This is a genomic window from Nostoc sp. CmiVER01, assembly GCF_034531135.2.
Classification (GTDB): Bacteria; Cyanobacteriota; Cyanobacteriia; order Cyanobacteriales; family Nostocaceae; genus Nostoc.
Map to the genome: position 1 here is coordinate 206,001 of NZ_JAVRBU020000002.1, position 16,108 is coordinate 222,108.

A 16,108-nucleotide genomic window follows, 5' to 3' on the forward strand; every position below is an offset into this window, starting at 1 on the left:
GCGATCGCATCAGGCAAAAGGCTCTAGTCTCTGGACAAATGCTGCGTGTTCAGGAGATTGCAAGCCTGTTTGTAAAACAGTCAACACGGACTGCATATTCCCCGCTAATAACTCTGTAACCCCTAACCACAACCCTGGAAAAATTTGACTTCGTAGAATACCGTTACTATCAGTAGCCAACTCTACATACTCACCCTGTTCCAAATAGAACCAGGTCAATTTCTGATCGAGTACTTGCCAAACGATATATTCTTTGACTCCATTGCGGCGATAGGCTTGTTTTTTAGCATGGAGGTCGATGGCGACACTACTAGCAGCAATTTCGACAATTAACTCTGGTGCGCCTTCAATATAATCATCTTCACTCAGCCTTGCTTGACCACCTGCTTCTGGGTTGATTAGAAGTACAGCATCTGGTTGAGGTTCGTTATCTAGGTCTAGGCGCACAGTGGGTTCTACTCCCAAAGCTACACCGGGTGTCGCAACTTCGTAAGTACCAAGCCATGTAAGAATCCAACCATGCGGTTGACCATGACTTTTAAAACGCAAAGCAGCAGGTATGATGTAAACAATTCCCTCAATCAATTCGGCTTTTTTCAAGTTAGGCATGGCGTTGTAACGACGCTCAAATTCATAAAGACTGAGTTTGTCGCCATTTTCTAAAAGGGGAATTGTCCTATGCTGTGGAAGTGTTTTTACCATGACAATGGTGTTTGGGATTAGTCTATGCCTATCCTACCGAATTGCAGAAATTTCTTGAATGCTGCGATCGCCTTCTTTGTAATCCAAATTATATTGTGTTAATTTTATGGGTCGCCCGGGATTCGAACCCGGAACTAATCGGTTAAAAGCCGAGTACTCTACCGTTGAGTTAGCGACCCTTTCGCTGCATTTCGCAACTTTGCCATCATAGCACAGATATCTGTAGATTTGTAAAGAGGTTTAGAAAAAATTAGCAGTCAACCTTATAGATGCTGTATGGCTAGCTCCTGGTGCTAACACAGTCAGGTTATCACCAGTATTGAGAGAGTTACGGGTGGCACTCCACGGTTCTAGACAGTAGAACTCTTTGCCTTTGACTGTCCAAAATACCAGATAGGTAGAGAAATCATCATAATCCAAAGTGAGTTTTAACTTCCGGCTGCGATCTATGGCAGTCGCCGATTGACTCGTTAACTGTCCAAAGGCAAAATCAATTTCATCACGGCTAAAGTCAAAATTGCCGTCAAAAGAATGAATTTCCTTAGTTAGATTGTCTTGATACTGCTTAGAAGGAATTTCAAACTCTAACTGAGTTTTATCACCACAGAGAAAGTAGGGATGGAAACCAGCCGAAAAAGGCATTGGTGTGGATGACAAGTTTTTATACTGCTGGCGGACTTCTAAGGTATTACCTTGAAGTTCGTAGGTGAAAGCCAGCTGAAAATCAAAAGGATAAACTGCCTTGGTTTGCTCATTGCTATCAAGAACGACAGTGAGACTAGCTTTATCTCCAGTTTCTTGTTCTGTTACTTTCCAGGGCAATTCACGGGCAAAACCGTGTTGTTTGAGAGTATATTGTTGCCCGTTGTGAGTGTAAGTATTATCTGGTAAATTGCCACAAATAGGAAACAAAATTGGATTCCCACCTCTGACAGTCAACTCAGGATGAGTAAAACGTTCAGTGTCCAGGTAAAAAATCTCTTGCCCTTGAATGCGCCAACGAGTGATGATACCACCGCGTTCTGGTACGACTTCTAATTGAGAACCTGCGGCTTCATCAGAAAGAATGTAGGTCTTGTACTGTTGCTGTTGAACTGCAATACTAAACACAAATTTTAGTCCTGGGGTATTGGGTATTGGGGATTAGGGATTAAAGATTGGGTATTGGGTATCGGGGATTAGGGATTAGAGATTGGGGATTAGAATAACTTTTTCCCAGTCCCTAGTCCCCAGCCCCTAGTTACCAGTACCTAGTACCCAATCCCCAGTCCCCAAAATTTACTCGTCTTCTGCAAACACGAAACGATATAACTCGCTGGGGTCTGGTTCGGGGCTGCTTTCGGCGAATTTAACCGCTTCGTCGATTACATCCTGAATTTTACGATCAATTGCTTTGATTTCTCCCTCATCCGCCAGGTTTTGCTCCAGCAAATAAGCTGCCAACTTCTTAATTGGGTCACGGGCGAACCAAAATTCTTTCTCCGCTTTGCTTCGCATTTCATCTGGGTCAGCCAAGGAGTGACCCCGGAAGCGGTAGGTAAGCGCCTCTATTAATGTTGGGCCTTCACCTGCGCGGGCACGGGCTACAGCTTCTTGAGCCACGGCTCTGACTGCTAGCACATCCATGCCATCGACTTCCACGCCCACCATGTTAAATGCACTGGCTTTTTTATAAATCTCTGGCTGGGAAGTGGCTCGTTCGTGAGACATCCCAATGGCCCACTTATTGTTTTCGACTACGAAAAGAATTGGCAGTTTCCATAAGGCTGCCATATTTAGCGTCTCGAAAAACTGACCGTTGTTAGCTGCACCGTCGCCAAAAAAGCAAGCTGTCACTTGGTCAGCATTTTTATCTCCCAGCACTTCGCGGCGGTATTTGCTCGTGAAAGCCGCTCCAGCTGCTACAGGAATTCCCTCAGCCACAAAAGCATAGCCACCTAGCAAGCGATGTTTGGCAGAAAACATGTGCATGGAACCTCCGCGCCCTTTGCTGCAACCTGTGGCTTTGCCAAATAATTCTGCCATTACCTCTTTTGCTGGTACACCGGCACTGAGAGCATGAACGTGGTCGCGGTAAGTACTACAAACGTAATCTTCACCCGGTCGCATTGACTGTACAACACCACTGCAAACGGCTTCTTGACCGTTGTACAAATGGACAAAACCAAACATTTTGCCTCTGTAGTACATTTCAGCGCATTTGTCTTCAAACAAGCGCCCTAACACCATATCCTCATACAACCGTAACCCTTCTTCCTTAGTAATGTGCGTAGTAGCAGGATTAAAAGTGGGTAAAGTACGCTCTTGAACCATTATTTTTGAGTATCCCTGTTGTACAACTTAAACTTACGGTCTTAAATAAGTTGGTCTGATAACACCTCGGCTTTTAACAGGCTAGCGTTTGCAAGACTCAACAATCAAACTTTATTTATGCACCAAAAAAGGATCTTAGGGAATAGCTGAATTTTTAATTTTTTGATTTTTAAGTTTTCAGCCCATGTCCCGTGAGGATTTGACTCCAAATCAGTTACGAGTAGTAAGTACTGAGTGAAAAAAATTATAAGTACTACCTCTGACTTATTACTTCTTACTCAGACGGGCTAAACCATAGCTATCCGCTAACAGCACTCCTAAATATTCCCCTTCATAGACTAGCAATCAAGATAGACTGCTTTCTGCATATCCATTAACAATTTAAAAAAAGGAGGCAAAATCTATATATCCAAATAGGTAATTGTAATTAAAGGTAAATTATGATATGATTTTTTTCTCTAGTTATCAGGGTAACAAATTTCCAATAGTGGTATTTTATTGACCTTCTAGTTGGAAAGTCCCGAAAAAATCAATCATCAATAGATTCTTGCAACCACAACAATTATGCCGTGATTAAAAGCGGTAGTTGTGGTTTGTGCTATCGAAGGCTGATAATAGTTGTGTTAAATAAAAATACTAAGAATTAAAACAAACAACTGAGGCTTTCTAGGCGAAAGCAAAAAATTAGTACTAAAATGTGACTCGAAATTTCGGGAAGGTACAAAACAAGTTGTTGCAATATACACTTGTAGAGTAAATTCTATACGGCATTGTTATGGCACGGTTTTACAGGCCTGGAACGCTCTAGGTGAATTATGTTGATCACGGTGCAGGGGAAGTAGGCTGTGCGAATTCCGCTAGATTACTACCGAATTTTAGGACTACCGTTGGCGGCAAGTGATGAACAATTGCGGCAGGCATACAGCGATCGCATTGTACAATTGCCTCGACGTGAGTATTCTCAGGCAGCAATTTCTTCTCGTAAACAACTCATAGAAGAAGCTTACGTGGTTTTATCAGATCCAAAACAACGCAGTACCTACGATCATCTCTATCTTACCCACGCCTATGACCCTGATAACCTTGCTGCTGCCGCAGTAGCAAAGGAAAATCGTCCAGAAAGCACCAAAAGGGGTAGCGACACCCAAAGTTTGGGTATCGAAATTAGCCAAGACGAATTAGTTGGCGCTTTGTTAATTTTGCAAGAGTTGGGCGAATACGAGCTTGTATTGAAACTGGGTCGTCCCTACCTGGTAAATAAAAATGGCGCTAAAAGTGTAATAAAAAGTAATAATTTAGCAGACGAAGAAATATACGAAAGCGCTGAACATCCAGATGTTGTTCTCACTGTTGCCCTTGCTTGTCTAGAATTAGGTCGTGAACAGTGGCAGCAAGGTCATTACGAAAATGCCGCCATATCCCTAGAAACTGGTCAAGAACTCTTAGTACGCGAAGGGTTGTTCACTAGTGTACAGGCAGAAATTCAGGCGGATCTTTACAAATTGCGACCATATCGAATTTTGGAGTTGTTAGCACTACCTCAAGAAAAAACTGCCGAACGAAGCCAAGGCTTGGAATTATTGCAAAACCTTTTAGAAGATCGTGGTGGCATTGATGGCACTAACAATGATGAATCTGGTTTAAATATAGATGATTTTTTGCGATTTATCCAGCAGTTACGCAACCACTTAACAGTCGCGGAACAGCACAAATTATTTGAAGCTCAAAGCAAACGTCCTTCTGCTGTTGCCACTTACTTAGCTGTTTATGCCTTAATAGCACGGGGATTTGCTCAACGGCAACCTGCTTTAATTCGGCAAGCAAGGCAAATGCTGATCCGTTTGGGCAAGCGCCAAGATGTACATTTAGAACAGTCACTATGTGCATTACTTTTGGGACAAACTGAAGAAGCAACTCGTGTTTTAGAACTTAGTCAGGAGTACGAAGCTTTAGCTTTTATTCGGGAAAAATCTCAAGACTCTCCAGATTTATTACCAGGGCTGTGTTTATATGCAGAACAGTGGTTGCAACACGAAGTATTTCCCCATTTCCGAGATTTAGCAAACCAGCAAGCTCTTCTAAAAGATTACTTTGCTAACCAACAGGTGCAAGCTTATTTAGAAGCACTGCCAACGGATGCAGAAACAACTAATGAATGGGCTGTAATTAACCCCCAGTATTTTCCCCAGCCTAAGACAAAGAAGACCTCTTTTGACAGCAATTCAACTAGGACTTCAGCGCCATTTAATCACAGCAGAATCCCTGATTCAGATTTACCAAAAACACCAACAAAAGAAACGTCCGAACATCCAAACTTCTCACCACCTATGTGGAATTCATCTGGAAGTGTAAAATCAGAGATTCCTGCTGCTGAACGGATGAGCAGAGGCACTAATCAGCATTTGAACGGTTCAGCTAAAAGTGCTGCACCTGTTCATAATCAAAAGCGTAGGCGGAGAAAACCTGCTCAATCTACTATCCGAGAGCGTATACCAGATAATCGTCCTTATTCTCGTCGTCCCCGGCGGCGGCGAACTTTTGCTAACACCATCGAAGGGAAAACACGGCTGGTATGGAGAGTGTTTATTTCTTTGGTGAGTCTATTAGTTCTCTGGGTGGTAGCCACAACAACTTTTGGATGGTTAAAAAATTTGTTTTTCCCTACACCACCTATGCGTGGTTCAGAGTTATTTATACAGATAAATCAACCACCAATATCTATTCCCGATCCAAACAGTAAACTAGAATCAGCAGAAGGGCCTTTAACAAATGCAACGGCAGAGGAAGTCATTCGGGCTTGGTTATTAACCAAAGCTGAAGCTTTCGGGCCCAATCATGAGATTAATAATTTAGAGCAGATTTTAACTGGTTCAGCTTTGTCTCAATCGCGGCAGACTGGTGAACAGTATAGGCTAGAAAAACAATACTACAAGTATGACCATAGTCTGAAGATAGAATCTGTAGAAACAAGTGATTTATTTGCAAATCGTGCCGTAGTGAAAGCTACGGTTAAAGAAGTGAAACAGTTATATGAAAATGGTCAGTTTAAAAAGCCTTCTAGCGATAATTTGCGAGTTCGGTATGATTTGATTCGAGAACGAGGTAAATGGCGCATTGAGAGTATATCTGCTGTCAATCAGATAATTTAGATAAGTTTGAATTTTTAGGTAATCTTTACGACTTACCCCAGCGATAAACGGTTTTATTGTAAGGCTTTAACAATTAATTCAGTAATTTGACGATTAAATAATATAACAAAATACGGTTCAGTTAACTCTAGAACTATTTGTCAAAGTCAATTTTTTGAATTAACCGCCAAGGACGCAAAGGACGCAAAGAGAAGAAAAGAAGGAAATACTTAACTGTATTGCAATATAACAAGACAAATTTATATAGCTTTGGAAAGCCAATTTCAAGAAATCGTCGTCCAATTATGATGATTTAACTAAATTATATGGGAATACTGATAAATGGAAACCTAAATATTTATCGAAGAGCATTTTGTTTGGAAAGATTACAGCAGCCTTTAAGGAGTCTAGACAATTTATCAAAAGAAGCCTAGAAGAATACATTATCTTTAGCTCAGGCACTAAACAGTTAACTTTGACAAAAAGAATGGTGGTTCTTCTTTGTCAACAAGCTGAATCTAGAGTTGAACAATTAAAAACCTTAAAACCACACTCTGAGGAAGGACTTGTTGCAACAATAGAGTACAAGAAAATTCAAGTGCAATTACACTTTACTCCTGAGAAAATAACTCTTCATGAAAATTGCCTTGAAGGGGAACTTCGCTTATTGAAACCCCCTCAGTTTGAGACGGAATCGATAGTTTACCGTTACCTGATTGCAGGTTGGACAACATTTTTGGGAGGTAAACTTCCCGATGGAGCTTTACCAAAAGAGGTTAAAATTGAAAATAATAAGGTTTACTATACTCTTCCTCGAAATCAATTGCAGCTTTTAGATGACCTTTTCCATAGTCTTGAAAATGGTTCTGCTTTGATGAGTAACCTTAAAAAAGGAGATTTAACTATTGAAACTTCAGTAGCTTTGAATTGGAATAATTTCAAGCTTCAAAATCTGCTTCAACTTCTGAATCTCAAATAGTTTCCAATACACCTAACAAACTCTTCAACATCAAATAAGCAGAAGTCCCCCCTGGATCTGGATGTCCGATACTTCGTTCCCCCAGGTAGCTAGCCCGTCCCTTTTTCGCCTGCATCTGTATAGTTTCTTGCAATCCCCTTTGGGCTGCTGCGACAGCCTGTTGCAAAGCTTCTAGCGTTCCCTTACTTTCTCCTACAGCTTGTCCAAAAGCGCCTACAGCCGGAGATAATACATCCACCATTGTTTTGTCTCCTAGTTGCGCTTTGCCACGTTGCACCACGCCGTCTAAGCCTGCTTGGAGTATCGCTAAAACATCTTGTTCTGTTAATTCTTGCTTACCAACTACTGCTGTACTGGCTCGTAAAAACCAGGTGCCATAAAGAGGGCCACTCGCACCGCCAATAGAAGAAATTAAGGTCATACTGACGGTTTTGAGAATGTTGCTAATGTCTTTGTCTGTAAGAGTTGGTAACTGAGCGCTTACCTTTTTAAAGCCGCGATCCATATTGATCCCATGATCTGCATCTCCGATCGCAGCATCTAATTCTGTCAAATATGCTTTATTCTGCTCTATCTCGGTTGCATAAGCCTGCAACCATTGTAATATCTGCACCTGACTCAACATAATTCGTATATTAGTTAAATTCCCCAGCGCCAATTTGGTGTTTTTACTGGTGCATCCCATAGGCGGATCATCTCATCATCTAATTTCAGCAGGGTAATGGAGCAACCTTGCATTTCTAGAGATGTGATGTAAGGCCCTATCAAGTTTCGCACAATTTGCAATCCTTGCTGCTCGCAGATTTGGGCGAGTTTACGGTAAACAATATACAGTTCGGAAATCGGGGTTCCACCCATACTATTGACAAAAGCTAATAAGCGATCGCCTTTGGCAAATGGTAGACTTGTTAACTCTACATCTAGCCATTCTCCTTTGTCTTCATCCCACTCGCGCAGTGTGCGGCTGTATGGTGCATCTTCAAGGAGCGATCGCGTCAATATTTCGGTAATCTCGTCTACTGGTTTGATAGTTATACGCTCTATTCCTGGCTCACCGTGAATACCGATACCTAATTCGATTTCGCGATCGCTCAATTCAAAGGTCGGTGTTCCATTAGCGGGGACTGTACAGGATGTTAGAGCAATTCCCATACTCCGCCCATTCAGATTTACCCGGCGACACAAATTTGCTATTTGTGGCAAATCATACCCTGCCTCAGCCGCCGCACCACAAATTTTCTCCGCCAGTATTGTTGTTCCCACACCCCGGCGTCCTTGGGTGTAGAGGCTGTCTTTCACTGCTACATCGTCATCAATCAAAATATTTAGTGATCGAATGCCCTCACTACGGGCTAACTCCGTTGCCATTTCAAAGTTCATCACATCGCCACTGTAATTTTTGACGATATAAAGGATACCTGAGCCTCCATCTACAAGCTTTGCTGCTTCTAGCATTTGGTCAGGAGTTGGTGAAGTGAAAACTTCACCAGGACAAGCTGCGTCAAGCATTCCTCTGCCCACGAAGCCAGCGTGCATTGGTTCATGTCCACTGCCACCACCTGAAATAATTGCTACTTTACCCGGAATAGGTGCATCGGCTCGATAGACAAAAGCGGGATCGTAGTTCAATTTAATTAAATCGGAATGAGCCGCCGCCATACCTTCTAGACTTTCTTGCACAAAGTCTTCCGGCTTGTTGATCAGCTTTTTCATAATCCGTGTTTGGTTAAAAAAGTTCTAAAATCCAGGTTATAGTGCTTCTGGTTTCTATGCAATTAATATATAGCGGTTCTCAGTTGAGTGCAGTACAGATTTAACCCCCAACCCCTTCCCTAAATTTGTTATTTCGGCATACTCATTTGTTATTTCGGGGTACTCATTTGTTATTTCGGGGTACTCATTTGTTATTTCGGCGTACCCATTTGTTATTTCGGGGTACTCATTTGTTATTTCGGCGTACCCATTTGTTATTTCAGGGTACTCATTTGTTATTTCGGCATACCCATTTGTTATTTCGGCGTACCCATTTGTTATTTCGGGGTACTCATTTGTTATTTCGGCGTACATAGTTGATAAATATCGATTTTACCCCACCCTAACCCTCCCCCTTGCAAAGGGGAGGGAACTGGATTTTCCGGTTTTCCCCCTTTACAAGGAGGGATTAAGGGGAGTAATTCGACTTGTGTATACACGGTAGCTTCCCGCGTCGGGAAGGGGGTTAGAGGGTTAGGTTTTTCTATATCGCGTGAGAAAAGTCAGTTATCTAGTGTCAATCCAAAGATTCCATTAAATCAATACACTTGTGCATCTGCTGGCGTATGGTTTCCTTATCAGCATGAAACCTTCGCCCATGACCTGGTAGCACCCACTCAAAAGAGTAATTAGCTAAGTTACGCATTGATTTAGTCTGTTCTGACCAAGAATACCAGCAGGCTCCGTGGAATGCTGTCAACTGGTGCAAGCTTTCTGACCAAGCGAGATGATCGCCAGTGAATAGAAACTTATTTTTGTAGAGTAAAACAGTTTGTCCTTTCGTGTGACCGGGAACTGGAATAATTAATAAATCTGGTGTCAAAGAAAATGGTTCAGAACCAGTTATCTGTATTTCTACATTACGAGTATCGGCAGTAAGATCATCAGTATGGAGAATGCGATCGCACTTAAAATGCTCGGCAAATTTTTGATGATCTGCCACATCATCCTTATGAGTTAGGTACATATAACGAATTGGCCCCATTTCTTCTAAACGCTTGACTAAAGGCGGCGTAAAACGGGGAGAATCCACCAAAATATTACCTTCTGGAAGGTGAATTAAATAGCTAGCAGCACCGTAAGATTTTTCAGAATGATAACCGCAGTGGTAAACATTTTCTGCTACTAATATTGGAAACTTTTCTTGAGCAACTTTGATATCTTTTGGTTTCTCAATTGTGCCAATAGAACTAGTAGGACATGCTAAAAGTGCTTCCAGCGCTGCTAATCTTTCCGCATCATTGGTTGGTTGATGATAAACAGCCGATTGGTCATCAACATCATAAAATACTTCAGGAGCCATCCAGCGACAGGTATCACAATCAATACAGGTACTATCTACATAAAAATCGCCGTTGACATTTTGGGGACGACGCTGATTTAAATGAGCCATATTAATCCTTTTGCTTCCAGGCGCTTACTGGAGAGCGATAAAGCTTATATTACTACGCTAGCAAAAGTTGACTTAAACCGTAGACTCCTGAAGGTTAGATATAGGCTATCTTAAAAAAGACAGCCTATCTGGACTTAAAGTTCAAGATTGTTTGTAACTAACTGCAACCCTCGCTCATATAAATCTTCATATAGTTTTTGAGAGATGTATGCTCATATCACTAAATATCATGGTAGACATAGCCGAGACCCTAATTTTTGTTAAATATTATTAGTCTCGGCATTTTTTTGTGACTTTTATTGCTAGATTGTCAATCAATCGTAGCGTAGGCGTAGCCCGCCGCAGGCATCCCACTTCGCCTGCCAGTTAAGCAAATTAATATCTAGCAAGCTTTTTTGACTTTTATACCCGTCGAACTGACGTTAATTTAAAAAGCCTGAATCCATTCTTTAACAGAATACTCAGTCCAGATGCCATTTTTCCAATAGGGGTCATTTTCAATTAACTGGCGTACAGTGGCTTCGTCTTCGGCTTCGTAAATCCCAAAAACTTTTGTTACATCCTTGGTAGGGCCAATAGTAATTAGCACACCAGATTCTTTTTGTTTTGCTAATCCGTCTAAATGAGCTTGACGGTGGGGGGCGCGTTTTTCGAGAACGTCTTCGCAGTAAGTTCCCCAGAGTACATATTTTGGCATAGCTAATTAATTCCAAATAAAAAATGAACAGGGAGTGGGGAGATGGGGAGATGGGGAGACAAGGTGACAAGGTGACAAAAGTTTAGAACTTCCAATAAGTCTTTCCCCTTGTCCCTAATTCTCCTTGTCCCCAAGTCCTCTTCACCATGCCCAATAATTAACTTCTCAGGTTTACGCCGAATTTTTCCACCAAAGCTTCGCGGACTTTATTGTGTACTGGTTCGACTTCGGCCTCAGTAAGAGTGCGATCGCTAGCCCGATAAATTAAGCGGAAAGCTAAACTTCGCTGTCCTTCGGGGACATTTTCGCCGCGATATTCATCAAATAATTCTACCGATTCGAGCAAATCTTTACCCGCTTTGGTAATTACTTTTTGAATTTCGGCAACTGAGATTTTCACGGGTGCGAAAAAGGCGATATCGCGATCGCTAGCTGGATAGGTAGAATAGGGCTGAAATGTTGGAACCAGAACTTCATCTTCTCCCAGAGAATCTAAAAGCACATCTAGATTCAATTGGAAAACATAAACGGAATCTGGTAAGCCTTTTTCTCGTCGCAATTGGGGATGGAGTTGTCCAAAAATACCCAGCCTGTTACCCCGAATCCACAGGGAAGCAGTGCGTCCTGGATGTAAGCGATTATCTCGGCAATCGGGTTGAAATTCTACCGGCAAGGCAAGTTGCCGAAATACACTTTCTAAAATGCCTTTGGCTTCAAACCAGGTGATGGGTTCTTCGCGTCCACTTTTTGACCATTTGCCAACAGAAATATCCCCTCCCACAATCCCAGCAAGGGCTTCTGTTTCTTGCAAGCCGTCTTCTTCTTGCCAGAAAATTTGCCCGATTTCAAAGCCGTTCAAGGCTCCATTACCCTGCTCTAAATTGTATTGAAAGGCATCAATTAATCCAGAGATCAAATCGGTTCGCAGCGCTGAATATTCGACAAATAAGGGGTTTGACAATACTATATTTCTGTCTTCTCCTGGTTTGACTAAAGAATAGTGAATTAATTCTGTCAACCCTTCAGCCCGGAGGAAAGCTCGTAATTTGCGAATTAATTCCTCATCTAAAGGCAGATAGCCAGCTTCCGCTTTTTCTGGTAATGTATCGCAAAATTTGTTGTAGCCATAGAGACGGGCTATTTCTTCAATTAAGTCAATTTCTCGCTCTAAGTCGCGGTAACGATAGGGCGGAACAGAAACTGACCATGTATGTTGATGGTTAGTATCTTTTTCTGAAGGAGTCAACTGACATCCCAATGCAGCCAGGATACGCTCAACATCCTGTTCTTGCAGTTCACCTGTATCCTCTCCCAAATCTATCGGCCCCAATATTTGATTAACGCGGTCTAAACGCAGGGCGATAGAACGACTCCAGGTAGACGGGTCGGGGCGGGTGTCGGCAATTTCCTGCTGGACAAGAATTCCACTAGCTAATTCGCCAATTAAGGACAAGGCGCGGCGATTAGCTATTTCCAACTCGGCTCGGTTAACTCCCCGTTCATATCTGCCAGAAGCCTCACTTCTTAAACCGACACTCCGGGAAGAACGGCGAATTGCTACGGAATCAAATAAAGCTGCTTCTAAAACTAGGCTTTGAGTTCCTTGATGAACTTCTGTTTCTTCACCACCCATGACTCCCGCCAGTGCAACGGGTCTGTCGTTTGCGGTAATTAACAAATTTTGGGTTGATAGGGTGCGAGTTTGTCCATCGAGGGTTTTGAGGGATTCTCCAGTATTGGCGAAGCGAACACCGATGGTTAAATTTTCACTACTTGCAACTGATTTTAGGCGATCGCAATCAAAGGCGTGCAGAGGTTGTCCCCATTCCAACAAAACGTAATTAGTAATGTCCACTACATTACTGATGGGACGTACCCCAGCAGCCCGTAAACGCTGTTGCAACCATTCGGGAGAGGGAGCAATTTTTACCTGTTCAATTACCGTACCAATGTATGCAGGACAAGCTTGAGTATCGGCAATTTTTAAAGCTAAATTTCCGGCATTTTTGGTAATGGAGACTTCACCGGGTTCAGGAATGCTTAACTTTCCACCAGTTAAAGCTGCTACTTCCCGTGCTACACCCACCATACTCAGAGCATCAGCGCGATTGGCAGTTGCAGTTAAGTCTAAAATTACATCATCTAGACCCAACAACGGACGCACATCACTACCCAATGGTAAATTTTCCTGGGTAAAAATATGAATTCCGTCTACATCGGTGGGCAAACCGAGTTCCTTTAAAGAACAAATCATGCCCTGAGATGGGACACCACGCAATTTTGCAGGTTTAATTTTTAAATCGATGTTGGGTAAGTAAGTACCTGTAGTTGCTACTGGCACATAGATATCTGCCTTCACATTGGCAGCACCACAGACAATATTTAAAGTCTCACCTGCACCAATATCCACTTGGCAAACACTTAATTTATCGGCGTTGGGATGGGGTTGACGCTCAAGCACTTTGCCGATAACCACACCATTTGCCCAAGTGCGACGGTCTTCAATATCTTCAACCTCAAACCCTGCCATTGTCAGGGTTTCGGCTAATTCTTCTGGACTAAGTTTTATCTCTACTAGTTCGCGCAGCCAATTTAGAGAAATACGCATGGAGTGTGCTTGTTTTAAGAATCGTCTTTTGCTCTTATTTTAGGGTGCAAGAAGCGATCAATGGCTACTCATCGCCCAAGGCGTACCCTTTCACTTGAACAATCCTACTACGTTAGACTCGCAAAACAATATACTCCAAAAAATTGAGCTAATTAGGTAGGAGATGCGATCGTAAACAATAGTAGTGCTAAGAGTTGCAAATATTCAAGTAGAAATTTTGAGTAACAGAGAGGAAATCATTCAATAAGTCATTTATATTATCAACAATTATTTGTAAAAACCCTGCAACGATTCATTTCTAAGCTCTTTACTAAGTTTAGACTTCGTTACATAGATTGATTTTTTAACGCCGACTTACTTAAAAGTATTAGTCCCAAATACTTGACTAATTCAATACTTTGTTGAAATATATAATAACTAGCAAACAGCATGACGTAACTTTTAGATTGAAGCGTTTATGTTTGCAATTAATAACAATTTCTAGAGGGGTTTAATCTATTATGATGAATCTGAAGAAATTATGTGTGTCTACTATTTTAGCGACTACTGCTGTAACTCTGACGACTTTTAAAATTAATTCGGCTCTTGCTGTTGAGCTTTCAAAGAACTCATTTCAACAATTCAATCAAATAGCAACTGTTACTGGAAGAGATGATTTTAATGATGATTTAAAAAACTCTCAGCAAGAAAAAATGGTGGAGTTATATCCAAAAGATACCTACCTGATTGCTCAGGCATTCCCTTTCACTGCCAGAACTTTCTATTTAACGACTACAACAGACCAGAATGGTTTCTTTTCTGTAGCACATGGTTTGCCTAGTACATCCATTTTGGGAATAGTAGTAGCCATACAACATGCTAATGGAAATTGGCACACTCTAGAAGGAAGTAGTTTCACTAATGACGAGCGTTTTTGGTGGAATACTACAACAGTAACTGGAGGCATAAATTCACCTAACTTTCAGTTTCGTCCTGTAAAAATTATCATTTTTGTATATCCCTAGAAATACTGTATAGCTATATACAGGATAACGATATAATCTGGGCTTGTTTTTTCTCTGTTCTCAACAAGCCCAGCTTTTTACTCTGAGCAATTGATTTATTTTTTAATTTTTAACTTTTAATTAAAAAAAGTCAAAGGTTGGTCATCTAGTTTCTATTAACAACAAGTTCAACAATGTAGTCTTGGAGCGCGATCGGCTTTTCGCTCTGTGGGTACGGGGAAACCCCTATCAATTTCACCGTATATTTATCTAAAAATTGAATTGGTAAAGCATCACGACCTGGGATAAGAGTTAGCATCAATGTTGAAACTTGCTTACCATTTTTTATGATGTCTAATCCAATAATAACTTGTCCTTGCCAAATACAAGTTACATCAGAGGGACACCGAGAATCCTGAATAACTTTTGAAAATTTGATTTTAATATTTTCAGTAGGGAGGTAAGCTGTCTTTCCATATTTAAGATAAAATTGAGTATCTATAGTTCCAACTCTAGCCATCAACTGTTGATGATTATCTTTAACAATTGATTGGAGCTCTATTCTTGAAGGCTTGATATTTGATAAGAGTCCATAGCTAGGAAGAGAATTTACTCCACCAAGAAATGTTAATATAACAGCGCTCACTACACTTTTCATTTTTGATACTCCATAGTAGGAATTTTTATTAGTTTAGCTAGAAAACAGGTTTATAAATTGTTCTGTTTTCTACTAGAGCGAAGCTTTAAAACATAAAACCTAATTAGCTAACTTTTGTGCGTAGGCGCAGCCCGCACTTCTCTACTAGATGCTGCGCGGATTTCAAGAACTTCAACACAACAGCACTTTTCAAAGAATTCGTTGCTTAATTTATCTGGAATATTCACTCTAGTTTTACTTTTTAGCATTATTACTCCATCGTTGAGCAATTATTACATTATGTAAAAGGGACATTATTTTTTCTCTGTTATCAATAAGCCCAGCTTTTTGCGATGAGCAATGACCACGATTTTACAAGGCGTAGCGCGTCGTAGATATGGTTTTGATGGAAAATAATCAAATAATAAATGCTGATTTTTTCGTTAGTTTTTAATATTAGTTGGGAGAAGAGTGATTGAAATGCGTTTGCTCTAGCGATCGCAGAACTTAAATTTTTAAAACTCAATAAAACCTTATAAGAATATTTTCTTACTCAATAGACTATAACAATCAAACTTTATTCTTTATTTCTAGTGTAATTGCATTGCATTATTGTAGAACTTTAAAGAGGTAAATTTGCCCTCTTTGTGCTGAAACATCACTAAAATAATTCTTGTAAAGCATTCACTGTAAAGATTATCGGCCAATTTTCTGAAATTTACCTGAATACTATCGAAAGAATAGACAATCGAATCTAAAGAATCGGCAATCCAATCTAAATTTTGTTCATTTTAAATGCAAATCTAATTTTGTATACTTGCTAAATGTGGTACCTGCTCTTTTTATTGAAAATGAAAGTAAATAAATGCTTTCAAATGCTTTCATTAATATCGCTAATTTTCTTCTTGATGGAAGG

The 16,108-nt window shown here is 40.9% G+C and carries 12 protein-coding genes and 1 tRNA gene; 3 read left to right on the plus strand and 10 right to left on the minus strand.

Annotation, left to right across the window (positions count from 1 at the left end):
* Positions 1–9: 9 nt before the first annotated feature.
* From RMZ43_RS03580 to pdhA, 4 genes are all read right to left on the minus strand, one after another.
* The gene (locus RMZ43_RS03580; RefSeq protein WP_322654625.1) at positions 10–702 is read right to left on the minus strand and encodes a Uma2 family endonuclease; all 693 of its coding nucleotides are present in this window, start codon (positions 700–702) and stop codon (positions 10–12) included.
* 107 nt (positions 703–809) lie between these two features.
* A tRNA-Lys gene (locus tag RMZ43_RS03585) sits at positions 810–881 on the minus strand.
* Between the two features lie 61 nt (positions 882–942).
* Positions 943–1,812, minus strand: a complete 870-nt coding sequence (locus RMZ43_RS03590; protein ID WP_322654624.1) for an aldose epimerase — start codon at positions 1,810–1,812, stop codon at positions 943–945.
* A gap of 168 nt (positions 1,813–1,980) precedes the next feature.
* Positions 1,981–3,015 carry a pyruvate dehydrogenase (acetyl-transferring) E1 component subunit alpha gene (gene pdhA / locus RMZ43_RS03595; protein WP_322654623.1) on the minus strand — a complete coding sequence of 345 codons (1,035 nt, stop codon included), beginning with the start codon at positions 3,013–3,015 and terminating at the stop codon, positions 1,981–1,983.
* Positions 3,016–3,860: 845 nt separating this feature from the next.
* Between pdhA and RMZ43_RS03600 the strand changes: the two genes are divergently transcribed.
* Complete coding sequence (locus RMZ43_RS03600) at positions 3,861–6,164, plus strand: IMS domain-containing protein (RefSeq protein WP_322647448.1); 2,304 nt, start codon at positions 3,861–3,863, stop codon at positions 6,162–6,164.
* Between the two features lie 352 nt (positions 6,165–6,516).
* The gene (locus tag RMZ43_RS03605) at positions 6,517–7,122 is read left to right on the plus strand and encodes a hypothetical protein (protein WP_322647449.1); all 606 of its coding nucleotides are present in this window, start codon (positions 6,517–6,519) and stop codon (positions 7,120–7,122) included.
* Here the strand turns inward: RMZ43_RS03605 and dhaL are convergent.
* The 5 genes from dhaL to pheT all read right to left on the minus strand — a co-directional run bounded on the left by dhaL (position 7,115) and on the right by pheT (position 13,572).
* Positions 7,115–7,747, minus strand: a complete 633-nt coding sequence (gene dhaL / locus RMZ43_RS03610) for a dihydroxyacetone kinase subunit DhaL (RefSeq protein ID WP_322647450.1) — start codon at positions 7,745–7,747, stop codon at positions 7,115–7,117. The two genes, RMZ43_RS03605 and dhaL, sit on opposite strands and share 8 nt — an antisense overlap.
* Before the next feature lie 14 nt (positions 7,748–7,761).
* On the minus strand, positions 7,762–8,835 hold the full coding sequence (gene dhaK, locus RMZ43_RS03615; RefSeq protein ID WP_322654622.1) for a dihydroxyacetone kinase subunit DhaK: 1,074 nt from the start codon (positions 8,833–8,835) through the stop codon (positions 7,762–7,764).
* Between the two features lie 556 nt (positions 8,836–9,391).
* Positions 9,392–10,267, minus strand: coding sequence for an MBL fold metallo-hydrolase (locus tag RMZ43_RS03620; protein WP_322654621.1), 876 nt, complete (start codon positions 10,265–10,267; stop codon positions 9,392–9,394).
* 427 nt (positions 10,268–10,694) lie between these two features.
* Positions 10,695–10,964, minus strand: a complete 270-nt coding sequence (locus tag RMZ43_RS03625) for a YciI family protein (protein ID WP_100898250.1) — start codon at positions 10,962–10,964, stop codon at positions 10,695–10,697.
* A gap of 157 nt (positions 10,965–11,121) precedes the next feature.
* Positions 11,122–13,572 (minus strand): phenylalanine--tRNA ligase subunit beta, encoded by a 2,451-nt coding sequence (gene pheT, locus RMZ43_RS03630; protein WP_322647453.1) that lies wholly within the window; start codon positions 13,570–13,572, stop codon positions 11,122–11,124.
* A 524-nt stretch (positions 13,573–14,096) separates the two neighbouring features.
* Here pheT and RMZ43_RS03635 point away from each other — a divergent pair.
* The gene (locus RMZ43_RS03635) at positions 14,097–14,576 is read left to right on the plus strand and encodes a hypothetical protein (RefSeq protein ID WP_322647454.1); all 480 of its coding nucleotides are present in this window, start codon (positions 14,097–14,099) and stop codon (positions 14,574–14,576) included.
* A 145-nt stretch (positions 14,577–14,721) separates the two neighbouring features.
* Here RMZ43_RS03635 and RMZ43_RS03640 read toward each other — a convergent pair whose 3' ends face one another.
* Positions 14,722–15,213: a hypothetical protein gene (locus RMZ43_RS03640; RefSeq protein ID WP_322654620.1), complete on the minus strand. Its 492-nt coding sequence runs from the start codon at positions 15,211–15,213 to the stop codon at positions 14,722–14,724.
* Positions 15,214–16,108 lie beyond the last annotated feature (895 nt).

Bases quoted from the DNA above. Each gene is read 5' to 3' on its own strand.
- RMZ43_RS03580 (WP_322654625.1), bottom strand. From the start codon at position 702: ATGGTAAAAACACTTCCACAGCATAGGACAATTCCCCTTTTAGAAAAT.
- pdhA (WP_322654623.1), bottom strand. From the start codon at position 3,015: ATGGTTCAAGAGCGTACTTTACCCACTTTTAATCCTGCTACTACGCAC.
- dhaL (WP_322647450.1), bottom strand. From the start codon at position 7,747: ATGTTGAGTCAGGTGCAGATATTACAATGGTTGCAGGCTTATGCAACC.
- dhaK (WP_322654622.1), bottom strand. From the start codon at position 8,835: ATGAAAAAGCTGATCAACAAGCCGGAAGACTTTGTGCAAGAAAGTCTA.
- RMZ43_RS03620 (WP_322654621.1), bottom strand. From the start codon at position 10,267: ATGGCTCATTTAAATCAGCGTCGTCCCCAAAATGTCAACGGCGATTTT.
- RMZ43_RS03625 (WP_100898250.1), bottom strand. From the start codon at position 10,964: ATGCCAAAATATGTACTCTGGGGAACTTACTGCGAAGACGTTCTCGAA.
- pheT (WP_322647453.1), bottom strand. From the start codon at position 13,572: ATGCGTATTTCTCTAAATTGGCTGCGCGAACTAGTAGAGATAAAACTT.
- RMZ43_RS03640 (WP_322654620.1), bottom strand. From the start codon at position 15,213: ATGAAAAGTGTAGTGAGCGCTGTTATATTAACATTTCTTGGTGGAGTA.